Genomic DNA, 23,733 nt, shown 5'->3' with positions numbered 1-23,733 from the left:
ATGGACTCACTTTCACAAATTGCGCTAGGTGCCGCTGTTGGTGTTGCGGTGATGGGGCGCAAAACAGCGCTCTGGAAAGCGGCAGTCATGGGCGCGGTAGTCGGCACCTTGCCCGATCTGGATGTGCTGATTAATCACGGCGATCCAATACGCGATATGACACTACATCGCACAGAAAGCCACGCGCTGTTTTACCTCACCTTGGTCGCGCCTTTGTTTGCATGGATTACCGCGAAGCTCGCGCGTGAAATGCATTTATTTAAATACTGGTGGCTCGCCGTATGGCTGGTACTAGTTACTCACCCGCTACTTGATACCATGACGATTTACGGCACCCAACTCGCACTGCCGTTTAGTGATTATCCCTTTGGGATTGGCAGCGTATTTGTCATCGATCCGCTCTATACCTTACCGCTGTTAATCGGCACGGGCATAGCGCTTGCGCGCAAACAACTAGCCGGATTGCGCTGGAACACATTTGGCCTTGCAGCTAGCAGTGTGTATTTACTGTGGGGTCTTGCGATGCAATTTTATGTTGGCACGCTCGCCGATAAATCCCTCGCAGCGCAAGGTTTGTCAGTGCAACAACGACTGGTGACAGCAGCGCCTTTTAATAGTTTGTTATGGCGTGTTGTGGCTATTACCCCCAAAGGCTATGCCGAAGGTTTTTATTCGCTGCTCGATAGCGATACCGGAATCCGTTTTGTGGAATACCCACGTGGTCAGGAAATTTACCAAGTGGTCAGGAGCAATTGGGAAGTTAACCGCATCGCCTGGTTTAGTCACGGTTATTTCAAAATGGAACAACAAAACGGGGTGATCAGTATCGCGGATTTACGCATGGGGGTTGAACCCTATTACACCTTTACCTTTGATGTTGCCAAACACAGCATCGATAAAAATAATGAAAGAATAATTTTTATCACACCTGAACAACGTATTCCTGCCATTAAGAGCGAGCAGAGTTTGCAATGGTTTCCACAACGGTTGTTAGGTAAAACTGATCAATCACTCGTGGAATTTTTAGGAAGTAAATAACATATTTTTTATATCGTTCATTTGAATGATTCCGAGTCCCGAAATCGGGATTGGTGTTACAGGCTCGCCTCCCGATTTCGGGATTGCTCCGCGACAAAAAATAAATAATGTAGAAAAAACAGTCACTTAAAAAATGGCATGGAAGCTGCTCTATCCGTTTTATCAATATTAGAAACGGAACAGCAATGGACGTCAGTATCGAGCGAAAAAAGCCGCGCCTGCGTAAACGCAATTTGCTACTGGCGTTAGCGGCGCTGATTGTTATCTCTGCCATTTACTATTTGTGGTATCTCGCTCAGGCCGATATGAGTGTCGATGCCAATACCCTGGTGTTTGATGAAGTCAAACGCGGAAAATTTACCGTGTCGGTGCGCGGCACGGGTGTGTTGGTGCCAGACAACATCGAGTGGCTCTCGGCGAGTGTGGAAGGCACACTGGTAAAACGTGCAGTGAAACCCGGGCACAGCGTGAAAAAAGGTGATTTGATTGTGGAGTTAAATAATCCACGATTGATTCAGCAACTCGCGGAAGCGCAATGGGAATTAGCGGCGCTGGAAGCAGAGCTTACCGCAGCCGATGTTGCCTTGGCATCCAGCCTGCAACAACAAAAATCCGATCTGCTCAATGCACAACTCGATTATGAAACCAGCCAGCTGGAGTTTACGGCGCGCGCTGATCTGATTAAAACCGGCGCTGTATCGCGTTTGGATTACAACCGCACCCGCCTCGCCATGGATCAATCCCAACAGCGTTTGCACACGCACCAACAACAGCTCGGAAAAATGGAAGAGTCGTTAATTGCGCAGCGCAATGCGCACAAGGCGCGTTTGAACCAACACAAACAGCGCGTGGCGATTATCCAGCAGCAGGTAAATGATTTACGCATTGAAGCGAGTATGGACAGCGTTGTGTTGGAATTGCCACTGGTGTCCGGCCAGCGGGTAATGATGGGCGATAATATTGCCAAGCTGGCGCAGCAAGATTCGCTGATTGCCGAGCTGCAAATCCCCGAGCTAAATATTCGCGAAGTAGCGCTGGGGCAGCGCGTTATTATCGATACCCGCAACAATAAAATTGAAGGCCAGGTTGCGCGCGTTGACCCAGCGGTTATCAATGGCAACGTGCAAGTGGATGTGGTTTTGACGCAAGCCCTGCCCGATGACGCACGACCTGATTTGAGTGTCGATGGCGAAATAAAAATTACTGAAATTGCCGATACCCTTTACGTTGCGCGCCCGCTCTTTGTGCAAAGCCAAAGCAAAACCCTGCTCTATAAATTAAGCAACGACGGTCATTTTTTTGAGCGGGTTGCCGTACGCCTCGGGCAGGGGTCTGCAAACCATATTGAAATTATTGAAGGCCTCTTGCCGGGCGATAACATTATTATTTCTGATCCCACCCGCTTCAGCAGTTACGAAAAATTGCGTATTAATTAATCGATAAAAACCGGTTCCATTTATTTAAAGGAAGTTAAATATGACCAGCAACCCCCTTGATATTCGTCCGAAACAGCACGGGCGCCATCTGCCTGCGCTCACAGGTATACGCTTTGTAGCGATCCTCCATATTTTTTGTTTTCATCTCTGGGTTCTGTTTGATATGAAAAAAGAACCGGGTATGGAAAACTTGCTGCGCGGTATGAATGATTTACCCGCGCCGCTATTTACTGCCATAGCCAATGGCTGGATGTCGACCAGTTTTTTCTTTTTGCTCTCGGGATTTATCCTTGCTTATTTGTATTGGGGCGAGGACGGGCAATTGAGTATTCCCAAAAAAACATTTTGGTTGGCGCGCGCGACCCGCATTTATCCCATTCATTTAATACTGATGTTGATTACCTTGCTTATGACAACGGCCTATCAACTATCGCTAGGTACTAGCCCGTGGTTATTGGTGGCCAGCGGCCTTACGACACTGACCTTGACACAGGCATGGTATCCGGATTTTGTGCCCATTTGGTCGTGGCCATCCTGGACGATTTCGGCACTGGTATTTCTCTACGCCGTTATGCCATTTCTGTTACCCCGGTTGGCAACATTATCGCGTCGTGCATCCATTCAACTCTTGTGTGCATTGCCGTTTATTTCGCTACTACCTACCGGTATTTACGCGTTGTATTTTCCCGCTGGCACCGAGGCGCCGCAATTTTGGAAAATTTTTATTGGTTCTACTCCGCTATTTTGGTTAGCGCATTTTATTGCCGGTATTTTGTTGACCAGAGTATTTAATTTTTCGCGCGCCGCTAATGCGAGTGCTCCTGCTTCAGGGGGCTGGTTCGCATGGGGTGACCTGGCATTACTGGCCGTGGTCATTTTTGCATGCGCCCAACAGATTGAGGAGCCGTTTAAATTTTTCTTGCGCCACGGGCTGATGATGCCGCTCTATATGGTCATTATTGTCGATCTAGCGCGCGGAAGGGGAATTGCTGCGCGGTTGTTTTCCTTGCCCGGTACGGGCTTTCTCGGAAAGACCGGCTTTTCCATTTTTATCTGGCAAAATTTTGTGTTGATGATGTGCGGCGCCTTTATTATGTTTAATCCCGAGGCGGGCCAGCATCAATTTTTCTGGGCATTGGTGGGCGCTATTGCACTGGGCATTATCAGCACCTATCTGATTGAAAAACCCATGGCGCGTAAGCTGCGGCGCAAATGGCTGGTATCCGGCCAGAGTAACAACCATAAGCAGACGTCAAAAGGCAATACTGATCCTCTTTCAATTCCTTCAAATTTACCGGCGGGCACCAGCCATGAATAACACCTTGATCACTTTGGAAAACCTGCAAAAAATATTTTTGACTGAAGCAGTGGCAACCCATGCGCTGAGCGATATTTCGCTGACCATTAATAAAGGCGAGTACGTGTCTATCTCCGGGCCTTCCGGTTGCGGTAAATCGACACTGCTGTCGCTGCTGGGGTTATTGGATACCGCGAGCAGCGGAAAATATAAACTTGCCAACCAGGATGTATCCAATATTCCCAAGCGCGAGCGGGCACGTATCCGCAATCAGGAAATTGGTTTTATTTTCCAATCGTTTAATTTAATCAGCGATTTGGATGTAGAAGAAAATGTAGAGCTGCCACTTACCTATCGCAGCGATCTGAATAAAACCCAGCGCAAACAATTGGTGAAAGAGGCGCTGGCAAAAGTGGATATGGCGCACCGCAGCAAACACTATCCCGCGCAATTATCGGGCGGGCAACAACAGCGCGTCGCGGTTGCGCGCGCTATCGCCGGGCGCCCTTCTATTTTGTTGGCCGACGAACCCACCGGAAACCTGGATACCAAAAATGCCGAGGCAGTGATGGATCTGCTCGATAAATTACACGCGGAAGGAGCGACCATTTGTATGGTCACCCACGACCCGCGCTCGGCCGAGCGCAGCCAGCGCAAAATTGATGTGCTCGATGGACGTGTGGTGTCCGACAAAACTGTAAAACGCGGGCAGGTCTGATCATGACAATGATTAAGGATATCCAATATGCACTGCGGCTATTGGCAAAAAAACCAGGCTTCACGTTATTAACCACATTGGTGATGGCGGTGGGTGTGGGTTTAAGTGTGTTTTTATTTTCCATGTTCAACACCATGTTATTTAAAGACCTGCCCTTTAAAGACAGCGATCGGTTGGTGCGCTTTCACATCACCCAGGATGGTGTTGAGTCCAGTGATGGTGTTGACCTGCACGATTACGCCGAGATCGCATCCAATTTAAAGGGCGTGGAATTATTTGGCGCTTACAAAGAAATGAATGTCAACGCAATCGGGCGCGATGGTGCACGGCGTTATCGCGCGGCAAAAACCGACCCCAGTATTTTTCAATTGTCGCGCACTGCGCCACTGTTCGGGCGCGAGTTTAATACGCAGGATAATCAGCAAGGTGCGGAAGATGTAGTGGTAATAGGCTATGAAGTCTGGCGCACGCAGTTTGGCGGCGATGAAAATATTATTGACCAAACACTGCGTATCGACGGTAAAACCCACAAAGTAATTGCTGTGATGCCGCAGGGTTATTGGTTTCCTGATAACACTGATCTTTGGCTGCCACTGCGCCTTGACCCCAATGCAATTGCGCGCGGTAAAGGCGATAAACTGAATGCAATTGCACTGCTGCAAAAAAATGTTTCGCAGGACGATATTAATCGCCAGCTGGATATGATTATGCAGCGCATTGCGGTGCGCCACCCCGAAACCAATAAAGGCCTGGGCGTTTTTATCAATGCATTCCAACGCGGCGCCGAGCGCGATGGGATTGAAGTGGTTTACTCCATGCAAATTGCGGCCATCTTAATTTTGCTGTTGGCCTCCATTAATGTGGGCAACCTGTTGTATTCGCGTGCGATAGAGCGCAATAAAGAAACGGCCATTCGCGTTGCACTGGGCGCACCGCGCGGGCGGTTAATCAGCCAAATGTTGTGGGAGAGCGCCATTATCTGCAGCCTCGGTGGCTTGATCGGTTTGCTGGTGATGGCTTGGGGGTTGGAAGTGGCCGCTGCAACAGTAGAGACGTTTTTTACCGATAAGCCCGCATTTTGGTGGCACTTTGGGATAGATGCTTTCACGCTAAAAATATTTTTCGGTTTTGTGCTGGCGACCATTCTAGCCACCGGATTATTGCCGGCGTGGAAAAATTCCGGCGCCGATTTTAATGCAGTATTGCGCGATGGAACGCGCGGTGCACTAGGGAAAAAATCGGGCCGCCTCAACCGGATATTGGTGATCAGTGAAATTTTTTTATCCATGACGATATTGATTGCCGCAGCCACTATGGTGGTGGGTGCCTACCGCGCTACCTTCGCCGATTTTGGTGTGAAGAGCGATAACCTGCTCACGGCGCGCACCTTGCTTAGAGAGGTTCAGTACCAAACACCTGAGCAAAAAATCCAATTTATTAATGCCTTGGTAGCGCAATTGGAAAACAGCCCTGGCATTGGCAAAGTGATGATTGCGTCTATGTTTCCCGCCGACTGGGGTTGGACTCCGCGCATCGCACTGGAGGGAAAAGAATATTCGCAGGTGCAGAATAATGCCTATCCAAAAGTAAATTACATTATGGTTACGCCCGGTACACTTGCCAAGCTCGGTGTGGAATTAAAAGCGGGGCGCTATTTTGATAACAGCGATGAAGGCCTGGAAAAAAAATCAGTCATTGTCACCGACAGTTTTGCTGCCGCACATTTTCCCAATGATTCCGCGCTCGGTAAACGCCTGCGGGTAGTGGATGCCGTCGGGCATGCTGACCAATGGCTAACTATTATTGGTGTGGTGAATCACACACTCTATGGCGATGCCAATAACGCATCGGGAAAAATGCCGACGGTATTCCGGCCATTTAGCCAGACACCAAAAAGTGATTTCACTATCGCCGTAGAAATGAAAACCGATCGCGCCAGCGCTGTGCGCACACTGCGCAATGCCGTGGCCGCAATTGACCCCGAATTGCCGCTGTTCCAGATTGAAGACTACGCCACCAAAAAGAAACGCAATGGCGCGCCTATACGTTTTATCAGCACGATTTTTATGATCTTTGGATTGGCGGCAGTGGTTCTTGCGGCAACGGGAATTTACGGTGTTATGTCCAACACCATTAGCCAGCGCACGCAAGAGATTGGCGTAAAACGCGCACTGGGCGCGCAGGACGAACAAATCACACGGCAATTTTTATGGACGGGCGGCAAACAATTATTGTGGGGCGGCATACCGGGTGCTGCTGCAGGTTGTGCCATGGCGTTTGCCATGGCACATGTAATCGGTATCGCTGCAGCAGATTTAATCCTGGTTACAACAATTATGGTGAGTGTTGTTGCCGGTGTAGTGATAACGGCGACTTATGTTCCCACCCAACGCGCGCTGCAATTAGAGCCAAGTGATGCATTGCGTTATGAATAAGGTAAATATTTTTGTGTGCAGGTGAATCAATCAGGCAAAGAAATGTCCCAGTAGCCGCGTTTTTACTATCACAGCAAAGGAATAACGTCACAATGAAACAACAAGATGTATTTCAAAGTTTTTGTCGCTTAATGTCGGCGCATCTACTGTTAGTGGTGCTAAGCATCTCAGGCACCAAGTATGTACAAGCTAATGACAGCGCCACGGGCGCAACAGAAAATCCCGGCGTAGTCGCTTTCACACAGGGGCGCTATCAGGAGGCAGAAGATTATTTCAGCCAACAGCTAGCCAATCCGGTGCAAAAAAATGATTCACTGATTTACTTGAGTAGAATTGCGGTAGACACGGGCAAAATTGAAATAGCAGTTGAACATATTGAAGCGGCTCTCACCCAAGAGCCAAATACGGCAGAAGAAATAGTTTTATCCGGCGATATTTATTGCAATCAGGCGCAGCAGTCGTCTATGTTTTCGGCGTTGGGTTTAGCGAAAAAATGTATTGCGCAATATGAGGCGGCGGTAAATCAATTCCCTGAAAATACCCATGCTCTGGTGTCCGCCATGCGCTTTTATTTTGAAGCGCCCGGTTTTGCCGGCGGCTCCAGTAAAAAGGGCGATGAATTGCTGGCGCGTCTGGATAAACTCTCACCCGAAGATGCCAATATCTATCGTGTATTTCTATTAGAGAAAGAGGGAAAATCTGATGCCGCTATGGCATTGGCAGATAAGTTAAGCCAACAACAATTTCAATCGGCACGCAATCAATATGAGCTGGCGCGTTTTTATCGGGACAAAAAACAGCTGGCGCATGCCATGCCCTTGTATGAGTCGCTGCGCAACAAACCTACAACATTGGAAAACAAATGGTATGTTAACGACAGCCTGTTGCAGCTAGGGGAAATTCTATTGGCTGAAAAGCAGCATATCCGGCGCAGCATTGAATTAATGGAAGAATATAAACAGAAAAACAACAACCCGCATGATCAGCATTATTTTTGGTCAAGCTGGAGTCTGGCACAAGCTTACAAAGCCAATGGCAATAATGATAAATACGCGCAGCTGGTTAAACAAATTCAAGCTGAAGACTATAAGAAAAATCCCGAATTTACCAAACGCTTTGAAGCGGGTATAAAAGCGCACTAATACAACCCTTGTTAAAAAACCGGGAACCCAATGAAAAAAACAATTCTGGTAGTCGATGATGACGAGGGCATTCTTTCCGCATTAACTATGTTGTTGCGCTCGGAAGGTTTTGCACCTATTGCGACCAGCTCACCGGAGCAGGCGCTGGCGGTGCTTAGCCACGAAGACATTCGCTGTATTTTGATGGATTTAAATTACTCAGCTGATACCACCTCGGGCGATGAAGGGTTGAAACTGATCTGCGCCATTCGCGCGCTGGATGAGCTGGTACCAATTGTAGTAATGACCGGTTGGGGCACGATTGAAGTCGCGGTCAGTGCTATAAAAAAAGGTGCCAATGATTTTATCCAGAAGCCCTGGGGAAATGATCGGCTGCTGACCATTATCAATAACCAAAGCAAATTGGCCGATGCCGAAAAACAAACGCAAAAATTGTTGCAACAAAATCAATTGCTGCGTGAAGAGGCCAATCTCAATGGTGCGATAGTGGCCAGGTCTGCACTCACCATGAATGTGCTGAATACTATCCAGCATGTGGCAGGCAGCGATGCCAGTGTTATCTTCACCGGTGAAAATGGCACTGGTAAAAGTTTGTTTGCACGCTACCTGCATCAACTCTCCGGGCGCAGTGATGCAGCGCTGATTTCGGTAAATATGGGCGCGGTAACTGAATCGCTGTTTGAAAGCGAAATGTTTGGCCATGTAAAAGGTTCATTTACCGATGCCAAAACCACCCGCATTGGCCGTTTTGAATTGGCCGATGAAGGTACTTTATTTCTCGATGAAATCGCCAACACGCCCTATTCACAGCAGGGAAAATTGTTGCGGGTATTGGAAGAAAAACAATTTGAAAAAGTCGGTTCCAGTAAAACCCAACACACCAATTTCCGTTTAATCACTGCCACCAATTGCGATTTAAACGCAGCAGTCAGCGAAGGGAAATTCCGCAAAGATTTGCTCTATCGTATCAATACCGTTGAAATAGAAATCCCGCCCCTGCGCAAACGCGTTGAGGATATTATTCCGCTGGCCACTGCATTTCTCGCCAAGGCCGCAACAAAGTATGCGCGCGCGCCGCTGGCTATAGCACCGGAGGCGGAAGCTGCACTGAAAGCTTATCCATGGCCGGGCAATGTGCGCGAGCTGGGCCATGTCATGGAACGCGCGCAGATTTTGTGTAAAGGTGAGCGTATTCATATGCATGATCTTGGTTTAGCTAATGCGGAACAAACACTCGTGGCAACTCCAATGCAAAATCAATCTGCAACGCAGGATTTGCGGGTTATGGAAGAAATCGAAATGGACATTATTGCGCAGCGGCTGGCCTATTTTAATGGCGATGCAGTTAAAGCGGCCGACTCACTCGGGTTTAGCCGCAGTGCGTTTTATCGCCGACTGGAAAAATTAAAAACCTGATATGCATAAACGGCGTCCATTTGAGGCTCATTTAATTCGCCTGGTGCTGCTGGCCTCACTGCCATTGCTGCTGTTATTACTATGGGTGATGGTACTCGCCAATATTTCGATATGGTTAATTTTGTTGACCGGTTTAATCGGCGGCTTGGTGATTTTGTTCAGTTGTTATTCTGTCTACCAAAAACTATCCTACCAATTTCGCGGCATCAGTAATTTATTAGAGGCTTTGATTCAGGGCGATTACACCCTGCGCGCCCGCACTGACCAAAACAACAGTGCCCTTGATGAATTGGTGGGTGCGATTAACGGTTTGGCTAAACGCCTGAGCCAACAGCGCTGGGAATCGGTTGAAAGCCAGTTGTTATTGCGCACGATCATTGAGCATATTGATGTTGCGATCATTGCACTTAACCAAGACAACCAAATTCGCTTTTTAAATCCGGCGGCTGAAAATTTGTTGCAGTTAAAAAATTCGCTCACCAACCGGGAATTGTTGCAACAGCTCGCGTTTGTGCAAGAGCTTACCAGCGGCTGCCATCAGGTAGTGGAATTATCGCTCGGTTATCAGCAGGGGCGATTTAATGTGTACGTGGAAGAATTCCGCGAGGACGGTAAACAGCACAAATTGTTATTTATTACCGATATCCGCACGCTGTTGCGCAGCGAAGAACGCAAAGCCTGGCAAGATCTGGTGCGGGTCATCAGCCATGAAATCAACAACTCACTTTCACCCATTGCCTCAATTAGCCAAACCCTACAACGCTTGCTTGAGCGCGATGCACAGTATGCCGATGTGATCGGGAATTTGCGTGAAGGACTCGGGATTATTAGCGAGCGCGCCAAGGGCTTGAGCCAATTTGTGGATAGTTATAAACAACTCGCCAAATTACCTGAACCGCAAACACAACCGCTATCGATTCGCCCGCTGGTTGAAAAAATTGTCGCCCTGTTTAATCACCAACCCATAACCATAGAAGCCGAGCGCGATTTTATTCTGCAGCTCGACCCGGTGCAGTTTGAACAAGTGTTGATAAACCTGATCAAGAATGCGGTTGAAGCCACTGCACTCGCCAATCCCAACAATCCCGGCAGCACCATTACGATTCGCTGGGCTGTTAGCCGTCAGTTTTTCAAATTGGACATCTGTGACCAAGGCAGCGGTATCAGCAATCCGGATAATTTATTTGTGCCTTTCTACAGCACCAAAAAGCAGGGCTCTGGTGTAGGCCTTGTACTATGCCGTCAGATTATTGAAGCGCATAATGGCCGATTATCACTGAGTAACTTGGCCCTGAACAATCAGAATTCGGGGGGCTGTTGTGCCAGTATTGAATTGCCACTTCAATTCAATCAATCCTAAATAGGAATAATGTTTTTCTGCTGAAGTTTAAGAATCCACCCGCCCCACACCAGCGCCACAATAATCAATATGGCTCCAATTCCAAAACTGCAATTTGCAATCGCGAGCGTGTTATCCAACGCATCCATCATAGTCAGTAAATTTCCCCAGTCGTGCGACTCTTCACCGCCACCACCCACTAAGGGCAGTGCGCGATATTCGGCGTCGGCGATATAGGGTGAAACATCGATAAAACTTTGCCCGCACCACCAGAGCGTAATACTGCCGGCAAAGGTGTCGCGCTGTATAAACACAAATACACAGGTTAATGCGAGTGGCAACAGTACCTGAAATAAACTGCCACCCAAGATCATCATAAATTCGCCGAACGGCATAAATAAAACATGACCGAATTCATGGAAGGGTAAATTGATCAGATGCATAAAGGAGCTGCCGATTTTTTCCCAATCAGCTCCGCCATTAATAAAATAGCCACCCCAAATGGCGAAAGCGATAAGGCAGGCAACCCGAGCCCAGAATGCACCTGCGTCAATACGTTCAGGCACGTAAAGAAAAGCGGCAGTTAATTGTTGGCGCAGGGTTATGACTTCTTTCCTTTCGATAAATGTTTCTGCTTCAGGTTCAGAATCATGCACTGGATTTTCTGGCGAGTGTTTTGCAATAAATTTGCTGTACACAATGCCGCAACTGGGGCAGATATCCGGGTGGATATTATGATCAATTGTTTGCCGTTGGTAACGGCATTTGGGGCAGACATTTACCGTCATTATTGTATATCCACATAATCGGTCATGAGCGTTGCGATCCAATCCATAAATACCTGCACACGGCGCGAGAGGTTGCGGCGATTGGGATAAATAAGTGAAGCCGGCATGGACTCCGCGCGATAATTTTTTAATACTTCGACCAATTTCCCCTGTGCCAAATAATCCTGTGCACCTATACGTGGGATTTGCGCGATACCGAATCCTGCGATACAGGCAGCGCTGTAAGCATCGGAATTATTCACCGTAATGTTGCCCATCATCGCAATAAATTTTACTTCGCCTTGGTCAGTGTATTCGAATCCGGGCGATTTGCTGCCAAGCGTGGTGACATAGTGAACCAGTTGGTGATTAGCTAAATCATCCAATGTTTGCGGTGTACCAAACTGTGCGATGTAGTCAGGGCTGACACAGTTGAGCAATTCCAATTTTCCGAGTGGCCGCGCGATCAGCGATGAGTCGCTGAGTTTGCCCACGCGAACCACACAATCAAATCCCTCGCGGATAACATCCACGCGCCGATCTGTGCTGCTGATTTCCACCTGCAGTTGCGGGTGTTGCGCCAGTAATTCAGGCAGGCGCGGAATCACCCGCATCTTGGCCATATTGCTGGGCATATCTACGCGCAGGCGCCCGGTTAAATTACTTGCGCCTTGCTGGAACAACCCTTCCAGTTCGTCCATATCGGCCAATAAATCTTTGCAGCGCTCGTAATACACCTGGCCGTCTTGCGTCAGTTGCACCTTGCGCGTGGTGCGGTGCAACAGGCGTGTATTCAGCAGGCTTTCCAACTGCTGTATCGAGGTGGAGACACTCGCTTTGGGCAGGCCGAGACTATCGGCCGCTTTGGTAAAACTGGCGAGTTCGGCCACCCGCACAAAACTTAGCATGGCATCTAATCGATTCATAAGTCCTATCAATTGTTCGGATTATCCAAACAGTCTAATCGGTATTTGCGTGTTTATCGAAAAATATCCGGGCAATAGACTGGCCTCGTCAACAGATTTCCCTTTTGAAACGATTTATAAGGCTACGAGGCAGATATGAACAAGATTGCATTGGTTACCGGCGGCAGCCGTGGTTTGGGCAAAAACACCGTATTGGCACTGGCTAAACAAGGTGTCGATGTCATCTTCACCTACAACAGTAAGCAGGACGAAGCAGAAGCGGTAGTGGCTGAAGTGCAGGCATTGGGCGTGCAAGCGGCCACACTGCAATTGGACGTGGGCAATAGCAAAAACTTTGCGGCCTTTGCTGATCAGTTAGGCGCGCTTTTATCGTCAAAATGGCAGCGAGACAGTTTCGATTTTTTAATCAATAACGCGGGCATAGGTATTCACGCGAGCTTTGCAGAAACTACCGAAGAACAGTTTGATCTGCTGATGAATATCCATTTGAAAGGCACTTTTTTTCTCACGCAAAAATTGTTGCCGCTGATTAAAGATGGCGGCCGCATTGTGAATATTTCCACCGGTCTTGCTCGTTTTTGTTATCCGGGTTACGCGGCTTATGCGGCGATGAAAGGTGGCATAGAAGTGTTGAGCCGCTACATGGCAAAAGAATTGGGCGCGCGCGGAATTGCAGTGAACGTTGTTGCACCCGGCGCAATCGAAACCGATTTTGGCGGCGGCCGGGTGCGCGACAACAATGAGCTCAACCAGCAAGTCGCTGCAATGACAGCCTTGGGGCGTGTAGGTGTTCCGGACGATATAGGGCCGATGATTGCGTCGCTTTTATCCGAGAGCAATCGCTGGATCAATGCGCAGCGTATTGAGGTGTCGGGTGGGATGATGTTGTAAATCTTGCGGAACACTGGCGATACGATTATCGCCAGTGTGGTTGAGGTGTGTTCTTAAAACTCCCCGTCCCGCGCCATGCGTTCGCGCTCTTTGCGGTCTTCCTCTTCGGCTTTGGCGTGTTCGATGATGCGCATCATGGTGGCGATATCGGCATCGACGTTGCTTTCGGCGAATTCGCCGGTGAGTTTTACGTTCGGGTGCAGGTTGCCGTGTTCAAATAGATCCCAAATTTCTTCGGCGTAATGGGTGACTAATAAATCTGGCGCATATTGGCCGAAATAGTCGCGCATATTATTCACATCGCGCGTGAGCATCATTTTGGCGTTGTTGTTGCCTGCAGCATTCACGGCTTGCGGTAAGTCGATCACCACCGGGCCGCTGTGATCAACCAGTACGTTGAATTCCGATAAGTCACCGTGGACTAAACCGGCGCAGAGCATGCGCACGATTTCCATCATCATCTGCGCGTGGTATTCGCGGGCGGTGTCCGGGTCAAAGGCGACATCATCCAGGCGTGGCGCCGGGTCGCCGTCTTCATCGACAACCAGCTCCATTACCAGCACACCTTCCAAAAACCAATAGGGGGTGGGTACGCGCACACCGGCTTCGGCGAGGCGATAAAGAGCGTCTACCTCGGCATTCAACCAGGCATCTTCCGCTTCTTTTTGACCGTAGCGAGTACCTTTGGACATGGCGCGGGCGCGGCGCGAGTTGCGCACAGTGCGGCCTTCTTGATACTGCACGGCCTGTTTAAAGCTGCGTTTATTCGCTTCTTTATAGACTTTGGCGCAGCGGATTTCATCGTTGGCGCGCACCACAAAGACTTGCGCCTCTTTGCCGCTCATCAACTGGAACAGGACTTCATCGATCAAGCCATCGTCAACTAATGGCTGTAAGCGTTTGGGTATTTTCATCGGCGCTCGGGGTCTGGGCTGGGGTTGTGCGCATGATAACACCCATAGCCATTTACCGGAAAAACGATTGGTGATTGGCCTCAGTACTCTTGCACAAAACGCTTCAGGCGCAACAACCAGCCGCGCTTGATATATTCCGTGAAGAGTTCGCGCTTGCCCCAACCGATATGGTCAAAAAAACGCGCGCGATAAACGCTTAAATCCGGGCTGGGATTCTTATGCAAACTGCGCATATCGCGCGCGACGCAAATATGGGTTTTCACACAAAAATAACTGAAGTAAAAGCGCGCACGACGCGATAATTGTGGATAGTGTTTTAACCAAAGCTCTAACACGCCAGCACAAGCAATCGACATATCGTCAATTTTTTTCTGGTTGGAACTGGATAAAATACTGCCCTCGCGCTGGCGATAGGCGACCCATACACTCGGTTGGTAAAAATAGGTTTGTACGCGCAGCGCGAGGCGTGGTGTGACCACCATATCTTCCATTACCCGCCCTTCCGGGAAACGCAAATCACTTCCCCAGAGTGAGCGCTTGGAAATTTTTGACCAGATATGCAAATTGCGCTCTTTGTAAATTCCTTCAAATAATTTCAGCGGATCGGTGAGTAATTTTTGTTTTGATCCAGCAAAAGTCGCAGTGTGATTTTCGCCGCGCCATAAATGCTTCCAGCGTTGCTGCTCGCGCCAGACGCGGAAATCGCACAGCACTAAATCCGGTAAATACTGGCGGGTGATCTGCTGGAGTTCGGCAATCGCACCCGGATGCAATGCATCATCGGAATCCAGAAACCAGACGTAATCTCCACGTGCGTTGTCGAGCAGAGTATTGCGCGCTGCGCTTAAACCGCGATTGTATTCGTGGCGCAGAATCGTTATAGGAACGATAGAATCTTCAGCGAATTCTTTTAGCAATTGATGTGAGCTATCGGTAGAACAATCATCAAGCACAATAATTTCCACACCGGGTGCTATTTGCTGTACCACCGACTCAAGGCATTCGCGCAGATAAGCTTCAACGTTGTACACCGGAATTAAAATACTGAGCCAAGGTTTGGGCGTGTGGATCACAATCAATTACACCTTTACGATCAGGGTTCTATTTATAGTGAATTAATTTTCCAGCAGCAATTGTTCGGGCAGCGCCGGAAGAGCAGTTTGTTGCAAATCCGAAAATAGCTGTTCGTAAGCCTGTGCCATACGATCGAGAGAGAATTCAGCGAGTGCGCGCTGGCGCCCTTGCTGTGCCAAAATTTGTGCGTAGGTTGAATTGTGTAACAGAATCTCTATCGCATCGGCCATGGCGTAAGCGCATTGGGCTTTTACCAATAGGCCATCGCTACCGTGGATAATCATTTCCTGCACACCAATCACGGCAGAACCTATCACCGCACAACCAGCCGCCATGCCTTCAGCCAGCGCGAGTGGCATGCCTTCGTAGCGTGTGCTCAGCACGCAAATTTGGTGGCGCATCAATAAAAAAGGCAAGTTGCCGCAGTGACCGGCAAAGTGAATCTGTCCATTGAGTTGCAACTCATCTACCAATTTTTTGGCTTTGGCGATATGGCGTTTGTTGCCCGCACCGGCAAACAATACCGGCGCGATAATATTTTTATCGCGCAAGAGCGCAACTGCACGGATTAATGTCTCATGGTCTTTTTGTTTGGCAAATCGCGCGGGCATGATAATGCCGGGAATGCGTTCAGTGAGTGGAACTGCATCGGCGTTAGCGTAATCTGATAACTGGATACCGTTATTGATCGCCATAATTTTGTGTGCGGGAAAACCCAATTCCAGCAAACGCGACCGCACACCCTCAGAGCAGCCAATAATTTTATCGGTGTAATGCGCAAGCCAGCGCGCTTGTAATAAACGCAGTGGCGTATAGCGCTCGCGTGAATTGTGTTCGACATGAATTAAATGCGGAACCCGCGCGATCAAACCCGCATATCTACCCCAGAGATGTTCACTAAAACCGTGGGTGACGAGAATATCCGGTTGGTACTCTCGGCAGATGCGCACTAATTCGACAATGGTTGCCAGGTGCGACCAACCTGCAACCAGTTTGAGTGAAATACCTTCAGCCTGAAGTTGGTTGACGCGCGCTTGATCGGTGGACGATTTTTTGCGCAGCACCAACATAGAAGAAAAGGCGGGATTATTTTTCACCGCGCGAATCAGGTCGATGGCGACTTTGGTGGAACCGGTAAAACCCCCGGTGACAAAATGCACGACTTTGAGTGGACGCTGTGCCGCGAGGGAGCTATTCATAAAGGATACCGCATCAGTAAGGCGGGTTGCGGCTTGCTACGGACGAGCACAACCCTGATGGGGCGCGAGTATAGAAATATCGCGGCGGGAGAGTTGTGAAATTTTGTGCGGGATTGTTAAAAGATTCAGCGTATAAAAAAAGCGCACCGGTTTAGGGTGCGCTTATGGCGATTGGATTATTGCAAGTGTTGGCGAACAAAATTCACCGTTGCCTCTAGCGCTTGGGTGCGGGTTTCGCCTTCGAGCAAGTGATGGTTTTCACCTTTAAGTTCAAGCGCAGTTGCCGGTTTTTGTTGTTTTTTTAGTGCCTTTAACATTTGTTCGGATTGTTTGGGTGGAACACGTTTGTCATCAGCGGAATAAACTAACAGTACCGGTGCAGTAAAATTGCCGGCATAGGTTTCTGGTGACATTTTCTCCAAGGCTTTTTTGTCCACATCGCCATTGGCAAATTGCATCGCCATGTAATCAGCTACTTCACTGCTGCTGCCGTGCTGATTTTTATCCCATGCGAGCATGGCATTGAGATCGCCAATACCATTGATCGAGACTACGCACTTGTACAACTCTGGTGTAAATGCACCACCCGCCAAGGCGGCGTAACCACCGTAACTTGCTCCAACAATACAAACACGTTTGGGATCAACCATACCTTTGCTGGTAAAAAAATTCACTGCATCGGTCAAGTCGTCCTGCATCTTCTTGCCCCACTCGCCATGCCCGGCAGTATAGTGTGCCGTACCAAAACCGGTTGAACCGCGAAATTGAGGCTGGATCACCAAATAACCCTGTGCGGCAAGTGCCTGTGCAAAATAATCAAAACCAACAGTGTCGTAAGATGCCGGGCCGCCATGTGGATAAATCACTGCCGGTAAATTTTTAAGTGAGCCTGCCTTGCTGCGCGGAATGGTGAGCAAGGTAGGAATTTTTAAACCATCGCGCGCTGTATAAATGGACTTGCCAATCAAGTGAATATCTTCCGGTTTAAATGCAGGGCGTCCTGATGTTAAAAAGCTGGCCTGATTAGCGCTGTCAAACAAAAAATAATCTTCCGGGTAGTCTGACCCCTCAACGCGCACCACCACCTTTTGCCAATCGGGAGTCCAATCAATTAACCACACTGCCTGATCGGGAAAGTCTTTTTGAATAGCTTTTATTTTTGCATCGACTTTGGCATCAAAAAAATGATACGAAGGTGTAAAACCGGAATAACGAACACCGTAGACCACACGCTGCATATCGGTTATGACGCTTTCAATATCAGCATCATCACGCCCCAACAAAGGTCCAGTGATGGCACCATCTTTCAGGCTCATAGTGTAATAGCTGGTACGGCCAGTTTTTTCATCATCGGTTAACATTACCAGTGATTGATAATCTGCTGTCAGTCCGACAAAGGATCTATTTTTTACGGCAGTTATTTCTTTGAAAATTTCTATCCACTTACCGTTATTGAGCGCGAGCACTTTATGCTCATTATTGCGCTCATCGTATTCCTCCTGAACGATCGCCTTGCCTTCGCGGTTTACAAAAAAATCATCTGTATGGTAACTCCCGCCCTGCTCGGGCTTTATATGGTTCCGTTTAAGGCTCACCTTGTATAACGAATAATTGGGTTTTGGAAAATGGTTATCAATTTGGGAATAAGCAGGCATAAGTGCATACTGGCCGTCGGGAGTAATACCCACCACATGGCCCAATCCACTTTGCCCGGCCAGAATTTTATCCCCCGGAGTTAACAGCTGACGAATTTTCTTATCCTTGATATTCAAAACAAACGCTGTGCTTAGGTCAAATTTGCCTCTAAAGCCTTTAACTCTGGTGTATTGCGATACACGCAAAAACAGTTGCTCATCATTAAAAAAGTAAATGCCTCCCGGTTGTATTTTGGAAACATCCAGTGCAAAAACCAGCTTTTTGTCTTTTATGGATACAACATAGACAGCATCTTGATCGCCAGTTACTTTGCGAAAAGCCACCAAATCCCCGTTGGGCGAAATGGCGACCATACCAACACTGGGTAATGCGCCATATTCGCTTAATGAAATACTGGCTTGAACGGGAAGGGTAATAAGGCAAAATAAAAAAAGCAGCCTAGCCATAACATAGCGTAAAAAATGATTCATCCTGGGTTCCATTCAAAATTAATATTTATTTCCACGTTCATTTATGGTTACAACCCAGTGAAAAGTTGCACCTGTAAATCAAACAGCCTGAATTCCCTGCCCCCTGTGTACGATGCATCAGGTCTTTATCACTACCGGGTATTCGTAGCCCTAGGGCTTGCAGAGTAAAAGTGGTGCTATGGCCATTGCATAGCACCCCACGCAGTATCTACAAGCTAGATTTAGGCGTCAATGCACTTATCTCACAGCCCTGTTAAATAGCTCGGGGGTAAATTAAGTTTGGTTTAAGCGGACCTATTTAATCTGATCAGCGTTGAAACACACTTTATTCATTCACCGCTGCAGGAGCTTTACCATGAAAACTACCCATAAATACTTATTAATCGCCAGCCTTATTAGCCTTGCCGTTAGCGCACAAGCGCGTGACCTTGGGCCGGATGAGGCGCTGAAACTGCGTGATTCTGGTACTATCCAATCGTTTGAGAAACTCAACGAACTGGCACTGGCGCAACATCCCGGTGGTGTAATCCGCGAAACTGAGCTGGAAAACGAATGGGGCCGCTATGTTTATCAACTGGAAGTAGTTGATGCACAGGGTGTTGAGTGGGATCTGGAGTTGGATGCGACTAACGGCCAGATTCTCAAAAACCATCAGGATGATTAAATCCCCCTTTTATCGATCTATTCATGAATAGCATTTGATGCAAACCATTACGCGTATCGCACTGTATGTTTTTCTCGCCGCGCTCACCCTTGGGGTCAGCGCGCGCGACCTTTCGCAAGACGAAGCCCTGCGCCTGCGCGAGCAGGGACGCATTATCCCATTGGAAAAATTACTGGAACTAGTGGCACAGCGTCACCCGCATGCCAGTTTGCTCGAACTAGAATTGGAAGAAGACGACGATATTTATATTTATGAAGTGGAACTCGCGACGCGCGACGGCGTAGTGCGCGAACTCGAATTTGATGCGCACACAGGAAAATTATTAAAAGACGAGGAAGACGATTAATGCGTTTATTAATTGTTGAAGATAACGTTGCCCTCGCTGACGAACTCACCGCCGATTTACAGCGTGCCGGTTATGCAGTGGATTGGCTGGCCGATGGCCGCGATGCGCTCTACCAGGGCGCCAGTGAACCTTATGATTTAATTTTGTTGGATTTAGGTTTGCCCGGCAAATCCGGCTTGGAAATTTTGCGCGAGTGGCGTGCAACGGGAATGAATCGCCCGGTATTAATTCTTACCGCGCGCGACCACTGGGCAGAGCGCATCGATGGTTTAAAAGCCGGTGCCGATGATTACCTCACTAAACCTTTTCATCCGGAAGAACTGCAATTACGCATCCAGGCGCTCTTGCGTCGCGCCCACGGCCAAGTCAATCAACCGCAATTGGATGTGGCGGGATTGCAACTAGATGAAGCCCATCAAACCGTGATTAAACAGGGCGAACAAATTGAATTAACCGCCGCCGAATTTAGTTTGCTGCGTTATTTTATGTTGCACTGTGGAAAAATCATTTCCAAAAGCCAACTCAACGACCACCTTTACGACGGCGAAAGTGAACGCGACTCCAATGTAATTGAAGTACATGTTAATCACTTGCGCAGCAAACTGGGTAAAAGCGCCATCGAAACCAAGCGCGGCCAGGGCTATCGTTTTATTGGTATCGATAGTCCATGATGCGCGCGCTGAATTCCATCCAGCAGCGGCTGAGCATCAGTTTAATTGCGGTGCTGATTCTGGTGGGGCTAGTGCTCGCGCAGATGAGCCTGTGGTTATTTGACCAAGGCCTGCGTCGCTATCTGGAAAATCATTTACAGGATGAGGCGGAATTATTAGTCGCGGCACTGGCGCGTGGTGCCAATGGCATTGAGCTGAACCAGCAGCATGTTTCCGCCGCTTATCATCGCCCTTTCTCGGGCCATTATTTTTGTATTGATTTGGATGAGCAGCAGTGGCGCTCGCGCTCGTCGTGGGATTTTTCACTGCCAGAACCTGCACAACAAGGCTTGATGCAGGAACTGGTTGATGGCCCGCAGGCGCAGCAATTATTAATTGTACGCGCCGATTATCGCCGCTTTGGTAAAAATATTTTGATTGTAGTCGCGCAGGATTACACACCCATGCTCGATAGCTTTCGCCGCGTACAATGGATTGGTGGCGGTATTGGCTTGGGCGCATTACTACTATTGGTGTTGTTGCAGCGCTATTTAGTTGCGCGCGCGCTGCAACCGTTAGAGCAAGTGCGCACGCAGATTGCACAGTTGCAACAAGGGCAGCGTGCGCAACTGGATGCACAAGTGCCGCAGGAATTACAGCCATTGGTGCAACAAATCAATCACCTGTTACACCACACCGAAGATAATCTCACCCGCTCGCGCAATGCACTGGGTAATCTCGGCCACGCATTAAAAACACCGCTTGCGATTTTATTCAGTCTCGCTAATCGCCAGGAATTAAATAGCCACCAAGAACTGCGCGATAATTTGCGCAACCAACTTACGCATATGCAAGAGCGCATCAGCCGCGAGTTGGGGCGCGCGCGCCTTGCCGGTGAGGCCTTGCCTGGCGCTTATTTTGTCTGCGCGACAGAGCTGCCAGATTTAGTGGGAACGCTCGCACAAATTCACGGCCGCAATTTAACAATTACCTGGTCAGCCGCGGATAACTTGCGCTTGCCTTGGGATCGGCAGGATATGCTGGAATTGCTCGGCAATCTGCTCGATAACGCCTGTAAATGGGCGCAGCAAAAAGTCGCGCTCAATATCACCCAGGACAACAATCATTTTATTCTGACCATTGATGATGATGGTCCCGGCATAGCACCGGAGCTGCGCACCCAGGTATTAAATCGCGGCGCGCGTATTGACGAACAGATACAAGGTCACGGTTTGGGCTTGGGCATAGTGCGCGATATAGTGGAACACTGCAAAGGCGAGCTGGGCTTGCATGAGAGTCCATTCGGTGGATTGCAGGTTGTAATCCGCTTGCCTGCCCCCAACTCCTGAGCCACTCCACTGATCCTTCCTCACTGAAGAATATTTTATGCACGGCATGCATTCGTCCGGTTTGTCCGCCCATCCCAATCAAGAAGCACGCACTGATGCCAAAGTGAATTTGCGCCAGAGCATGGCCTATTTGCTGCCCTATCTGTGGGACTTTAAAGGGCGGGTGATTCTTGCTGTGGTGGCGCTGCTCGCCGCCAAGGGCGCAACCCTGGTGATGCCTTGGGCACTTAAACATATTATTGATGGCGTAGATCGCAGCATCGCCCCGGAATTGGCGCTGCCTGCTTTTTTTATACTGTTTTACGGTGCGCTGCGTTTTGGTAGCGTTTTTTTTGGTGAGGTGCGCGATGCATTATTCAGCCGCGTCACTGAACATGCCATGCGTAAAATCGGTTTGCGCGTGTTCAACCATTTGCACTCGCTCGAACTGGCATTTCATCTTGACCGCGCGACCGGCGGTATCAGCCGCGATATAGAGCGCGGGACCAATGGCATCAGTTTTTTGATGCGTTTTTTGATGTTCAATATTGTTCCTACCTTATTTGAAATCTTAATGGTGGCGATTATTTTTGCCGCAGCCTTTTCGATTTGGTACGCGGTCATAACCTTGGTTGCTGTTGCGATTTATGTAGTGTTTACGATTTACACGACCGAGTGGCGCAATAAATTTGTGCGCGAGGCGAATCAGGCTGATTCATCCACCAGCACCCGCGCGATTGATTCACTGCTCAACTATGAAACGGTAAAATATTTTAACAACGAACAATTCGAAGCCGAAACCTACGATAAATTTCTCGCTAACTGGGAAACAGCGAAATTAAAAAATCGCATGTCGCTGCTGGCACTCAACTCCGGGCAGGCATTGATTATCGCGCTGGCGATGACTGCGATGATGTGGATGGCCGCGCAGAGTGTGATCGACAAGGAAATGACGCTAGGTGATTTGGCGATGATCAACGCCTATATGATCCAATTATTTATCCCGCTCAACTTCCTCGGTTTTGTCTACCGCGAAATCCGCCGCTCCCTGACCGATCTGGAAAATATGCTGGCGCTGTTAAAACGTAGTCCGTCCATTAGCAATAGCGCTGAAGCGCAGCCACTGCAAGTCAGCAAAGGAGCAATCCATTTCCAGCAAGTGGATTTTGGTTATCACGCCGAGCGCCCGATTCTCAAACACTTTAATTTGCAGATTCCGGCGGGCACCAAGGTGGCGATTGTTGGCTCCTCTGGCGCGGGTAAAAGTACCCTCTCGCGTTTGCTTTACCGCTTTTACGATATCAACTCCGGCAGCATCGAGATCGACGGGCAAGATATTCGCCATGTCACGCTGGAGAGTTTACGCCGTGCCATCGCCATAGTGCCTCAAGATACAGTGCTGTTTAATACCAGCATCCGCGAGAATATTGCCTATGGTAATCCGCAGGCGAGCGAAGAACAGATTGACCGCGCAATTAAAATGGCGCATCTGGAAAACTTTATAAACAGTTTGCCGCAGGGCGATAAAACCTTGGTCGGCGAGCGGGGATTAAAAGTATCAGGAGGTGAAAAACAGCGCATCGCGATTGCGCGGGTATTATTAAAAGGCTCGCCAATTTTAATTTTTGATGAAGCCACCAGCGCACTGGATTCCAATTCCGAGGCGGCGATTCTTGCGGCTATGCATGAAGTGGCCAGCGGCCACACCACCCTCGTGATTGCTCACAGGTTATCGACGGTGGTAGATGCTGACCAGATTATTGTGTTGGATGCCGGCGCCGTTGTTGAGCAGGGCACACACGCTGAATTGTTGGCGCAGCAGGGGAAATATGCGCAGATGTGGGCGATGCAGCTTCAAGATCAGTAACCCAACCCATCGAGGCGCCAAATGTGCGCATACCACTTCACAGCTGCACCAATTAGGTATCGCCAGCTGATTGCAACTTGGATGCTTTTTGTAGCACAAACAAATTTAAGCGCCAAAAAAGGGCGGCCACTACCTCCGCTACCTGTCTGATCCGCTCCAA

The 23,733-nt window shown here is 48.8% G+C and carries 20 protein-coding genes; 14 read left to right on the top strand and 6 right to left on the bottom strand.

The features are described 5' to 3' along the window. From B4E62_RS11060 to B4E62_RS11025, 8 genes are all read left to right on the top strand, one after another. A complete protein-coding gene (locus B4E62_RS11060) occupies positions 1–1,038 on the top strand; it encodes a metal-dependent hydrolase (protein ID WP_331352104.1) in 1,038 nt (345 codons plus the stop codon). Positions 1,039–1,223: 185 nt separating this feature from the next. After that, positions 1,224–2,474, top strand: a complete 1,251-nt coding sequence (locus tag B4E62_RS11055) for an efflux RND transporter periplasmic adaptor subunit (RefSeq protein ID WP_331352103.1) — start codon at positions 1,224–1,226, stop codon at positions 2,472–2,474. Between the two features lie 40 nt (positions 2,475–2,514). Further along, complete coding sequence (locus B4E62_RS11050) at positions 2,515–3,792, top strand: acyltransferase (RefSeq protein WP_331352102.1); 1,278 nt, start codon at positions 2,515–2,517, stop codon at positions 3,790–3,792. Then, positions 3,785–4,489 (top strand): ABC transporter ATP-binding protein, encoded by a 705-nt coding sequence (locus B4E62_RS11045; RefSeq protein ID WP_331352101.1) that lies wholly within the window; start codon positions 3,785–3,787, stop codon positions 4,487–4,489. Before B4E62_RS11050 ends, B4E62_RS11045 begins: the two co-directional genes overlap by 8 nt. Before the next feature lie 2 nt (positions 4,490–4,491). Next, complete coding sequence (locus B4E62_RS11040) at positions 4,492–6,924, top strand: ADOP family duplicated permease (RefSeq protein WP_331352100.1); 2,433 nt, start codon at positions 4,492–4,494, stop codon at positions 6,922–6,924. 92 nt (positions 6,925–7,016) lie between these two features. Beyond that, complete coding sequence (locus tag B4E62_RS11035; RefSeq protein ID WP_331352099.1) at positions 7,017–8,066, top strand: hypothetical protein; 1,050 nt, start codon at positions 7,017–7,019, stop codon at positions 8,064–8,066. A gap of 30 nt (positions 8,067–8,096) precedes the next feature. Further along, positions 8,097–9,482, top strand: coding sequence for a sigma-54 dependent transcriptional regulator (locus B4E62_RS11030; protein WP_331352098.1), 1,386 nt, complete (start codon positions 8,097–8,099; stop codon positions 9,480–9,482). Position 9,483: 1 nt separating this feature from the next. Beyond that, entirely contained in the window at positions 9,484–10,842 is a 1,359-nt protein-coding gene (locus B4E62_RS11025) for a sensor histidine kinase (RefSeq protein WP_331352097.1), read from the top strand. On the opposite strand, the gene B4E62_RS11020 is transcribed toward B4E62_RS11025, so the two are convergent. Together B4E62_RS11020 and B4E62_RS11015 are read right to left on the bottom strand one after the other, a co-directional pair. Further along, positions 10,839–11,609: a hypothetical protein gene (locus B4E62_RS11020; protein WP_331352096.1), complete on the bottom strand. Its 771-nt coding sequence runs from the start codon at positions 11,607–11,609 to the stop codon at positions 10,839–10,841. The two genes, B4E62_RS11025 and B4E62_RS11020, sit on opposite strands and share 4 nt — an antisense overlap. Beyond that, positions 11,609–12,514 (bottom strand): LysR family transcriptional regulator, encoded by a 906-nt coding sequence (locus B4E62_RS11015; protein ID WP_331352095.1) that lies wholly within the window; start codon positions 12,512–12,514, stop codon positions 11,609–11,611. Before B4E62_RS11015 ends, B4E62_RS11020 begins: the two co-directional genes overlap by 1 nt. Before the next feature lie 135 nt (positions 12,515–12,649). Here B4E62_RS11015 and B4E62_RS11010 point away from each other — a divergent pair, with 135 nt between their 5' ends. Beyond that, positions 12,650–13,405: an SDR family NAD(P)-dependent oxidoreductase gene (locus tag B4E62_RS11010; protein ID WP_331352094.1), complete on the top strand. Its 756-nt coding sequence runs from the start codon at positions 12,650–12,652 to the stop codon at positions 13,403–13,405. A gap of 53 nt (positions 13,406–13,458) precedes the next feature. Here B4E62_RS11010 and B4E62_RS11005 read toward each other — a convergent pair whose 3' ends face one another. From B4E62_RS11005 to B4E62_RS10990, 4 genes are all read right to left on the bottom strand, one after another. Next, a complete protein-coding gene (locus B4E62_RS11005; RefSeq protein WP_331352093.1) occupies positions 13,459–14,319 on the bottom strand; it encodes a PA4780 family RIO1-like protein kinase in 861 nt (286 codons plus the stop codon). A gap of 80 nt (positions 14,320–14,399) precedes the next feature. Next, positions 14,400–15,392 carry a glycosyltransferase family 2 protein gene (locus B4E62_RS11000; protein ID WP_331352092.1) on the bottom strand — a complete coding sequence of 331 codons (993 nt, stop codon included), beginning with the start codon at positions 15,390–15,392 and terminating at the stop codon, positions 14,400–14,402. Between the two features lie 42 nt (positions 15,393–15,434). After that, positions 15,435–16,592, bottom strand: a complete 1,158-nt coding sequence (locus B4E62_RS10995; protein WP_310074418.1) for a glycosyltransferase — start codon at positions 16,590–16,592, stop codon at positions 15,435–15,437. A gap of 176 nt (positions 16,593–16,768) precedes the next feature. Further along, positions 16,769–18,718, bottom strand: coding sequence for an alpha/beta hydrolase family protein (locus B4E62_RS10990; RefSeq protein WP_331352091.1), 1,950 nt, complete (start codon positions 18,716–18,718; stop codon positions 16,769–16,771). 355 nt (positions 18,719–19,073) lie between these two features. On the opposite strand from B4E62_RS10990, the gene B4E62_RS10985 reads away from it, so the two are divergent. From B4E62_RS10985 to B4E62_RS10965, 5 genes are read left to right on the top strand one after another with little or no spacing between them, the layout of a single operon-like run. Then, positions 19,074–19,382: a PepSY domain-containing protein gene (locus B4E62_RS10985; RefSeq protein WP_310074424.1), complete on the top strand. Its 309-nt coding sequence runs from the start codon at positions 19,074–19,076 to the stop codon at positions 19,380–19,382. A 37-nt stretch (positions 19,383–19,419) separates the two neighbouring features. After that, on the top strand, positions 19,420–19,728 hold the full coding sequence (locus B4E62_RS10980) for a PepSY domain-containing protein (protein WP_310074428.1): 309 nt from the start codon (positions 19,420–19,422) through the stop codon (positions 19,726–19,728). Beyond that, complete coding sequence (locus tag B4E62_RS10975) at positions 19,728–20,399, top strand: response regulator transcription factor (RefSeq protein WP_310074430.1); 672 nt, start codon at positions 19,728–19,730, stop codon at positions 20,397–20,399. The genes B4E62_RS10980 and B4E62_RS10975 overlap by 1 nt, the downstream gene beginning before the upstream one ends. Next, positions 20,396–21,727 (top strand): sensor histidine kinase, encoded by a 1,332-nt coding sequence (locus B4E62_RS10970; protein ID WP_310074432.1) that lies wholly within the window; start codon positions 20,396–20,398, stop codon positions 21,725–21,727. Before B4E62_RS10975 ends, B4E62_RS10970 begins: the two co-directional genes overlap by 4 nt. Before the next feature lie 37 nt (positions 21,728–21,764). Beyond that, positions 21,765–23,573: an ABCB family ABC transporter ATP-binding protein/permease gene (locus B4E62_RS10965; RefSeq protein ID WP_414633262.1), complete on the top strand. Its 1,809-nt coding sequence runs from the start codon at positions 21,765–21,767 to the stop codon at positions 23,571–23,573. The last annotated feature ends 160 nt before the right edge of the window (positions 23,574–23,733 follow it).

The organism is Cellvibrio sp. UBA7671 (genome assembly GCA_002483145.1).
GTDB lineage: Bacteria > Pseudomonadota > Gammaproteobacteria > Pseudomonadales > Cellvibrionaceae > Cellvibrio > Cellvibrio fibrivorans.
This window is presented reverse-complemented; position numbering and strand designations above follow the sequence as displayed.

Excerpts from the sequence above, each read along its gene's own strand:
- B4E62_RS10980 (WP_310074428.1), top strand. The coding sequence starts at position 19,420 with ATGCAAACCATTACGCGTATCGCACTGTATGTTTTTCTCGCCGCGCTC.
- B4E62_RS11005 (WP_331352093.1), bottom strand. The coding sequence starts at position 14,319 with ATGAAAATACCCAAACGCTTACAGCCATTAGTTGACGATGGCTTGATC.
- B4E62_RS11010 (WP_331352094.1), top strand. The coding sequence starts at position 12,650 with ATGAACAAGATTGCATTGGTTACCGGCGGCAGCCGTGGTTTGGGCAAA.
- B4E62_RS11020 (WP_331352096.1), bottom strand. The coding sequence starts at position 11,609 with ATGACGGTAAATGTCTGCCCCAAATGCCGTTACCAACGGCAAACAATT.
- B4E62_RS10965 (WP_414633262.1), top strand. The coding sequence starts at position 21,765 with ATGCACGGCATGCATTCGTCCGGTTTGTCCGCCCATCCCAATCAAGAA.
- B4E62_RS10975 (WP_310074430.1), top strand. The coding sequence starts at position 19,728 with ATGCGTTTATTAATTGTTGAAGATAACGTTGCCCTCGCTGACGAACTC.
- B4E62_RS10985 (WP_310074424.1), top strand. The coding sequence starts at position 19,074 with ATGAAAACTACCCATAAATACTTATTAATCGCCAGCCTTATTAGCCTT.
- B4E62_RS11045 (WP_331352101.1), top strand. The coding sequence starts at position 3,785 with ATGAATAACACCTTGATCACTTTGGAAAACCTGCAAAAAATATTTTTG.
- B4E62_RS11050 (WP_331352102.1), top strand. The coding sequence starts at position 2,515 with ATGACCAGCAACCCCCTTGATATTCGTCCGAAACAGCACGGGCGCCAT.
- B4E62_RS10990 (WP_331352091.1), bottom strand. The coding sequence starts at position 18,718 with ATGAATCATTTTTTACGCTATGTTATGGCTAGGCTGCTTTTTTTATTT.
- B4E62_RS11030 (WP_331352098.1), top strand. The coding sequence starts at position 8,097 with ATGAAAAAAACAATTCTGGTAGTCGATGATGACGAGGGCATTCTTTCC.
- B4E62_RS11040 (WP_331352100.1), top strand. The coding sequence starts at position 4,492 with ATGACAATGATTAAGGATATCCAATATGCACTGCGGCTATTGGCAAAA.
- B4E62_RS10970 (WP_310074432.1), top strand. The coding sequence starts at position 20,396 with ATGATGCGCGCGCTGAATTCCATCCAGCAGCGGCTGAGCATCAGTTTA.
- B4E62_RS11025 (WP_331352097.1), top strand. The coding sequence starts at position 9,484 with ATGCATAAACGGCGTCCATTTGAGGCTCATTTAATTCGCCTGGTGCTG.
- B4E62_RS11015 (WP_331352095.1), bottom strand. The coding sequence starts at position 12,514 with ATGAATCGATTAGATGCCATGCTAAGTTTTGTGCGGGTGGCCGAACTC.
- B4E62_RS10995 (WP_310074418.1), bottom strand. The coding sequence starts at position 16,592 with ATGAATAGCTCCCTCGCGGCACAGCGTCCACTCAAAGTCGTGCATTTT.
- B4E62_RS11055 (WP_331352103.1), top strand. The coding sequence starts at position 1,224 with ATGGACGTCAGTATCGAGCGAAAAAAGCCGCGCCTGCGTAAACGCAAT.
- B4E62_RS11060 (WP_331352104.1), top strand. The coding sequence starts at position 1 with ATGGACTCACTTTCACAAATTGCGCTAGGTGCCGCTGTTGGTGTTGCG.
- B4E62_RS11035 (WP_331352099.1), top strand. The coding sequence starts at position 7,017 with ATGAAACAACAAGATGTATTTCAAAGTTTTTGTCGCTTAATGTCGGCG.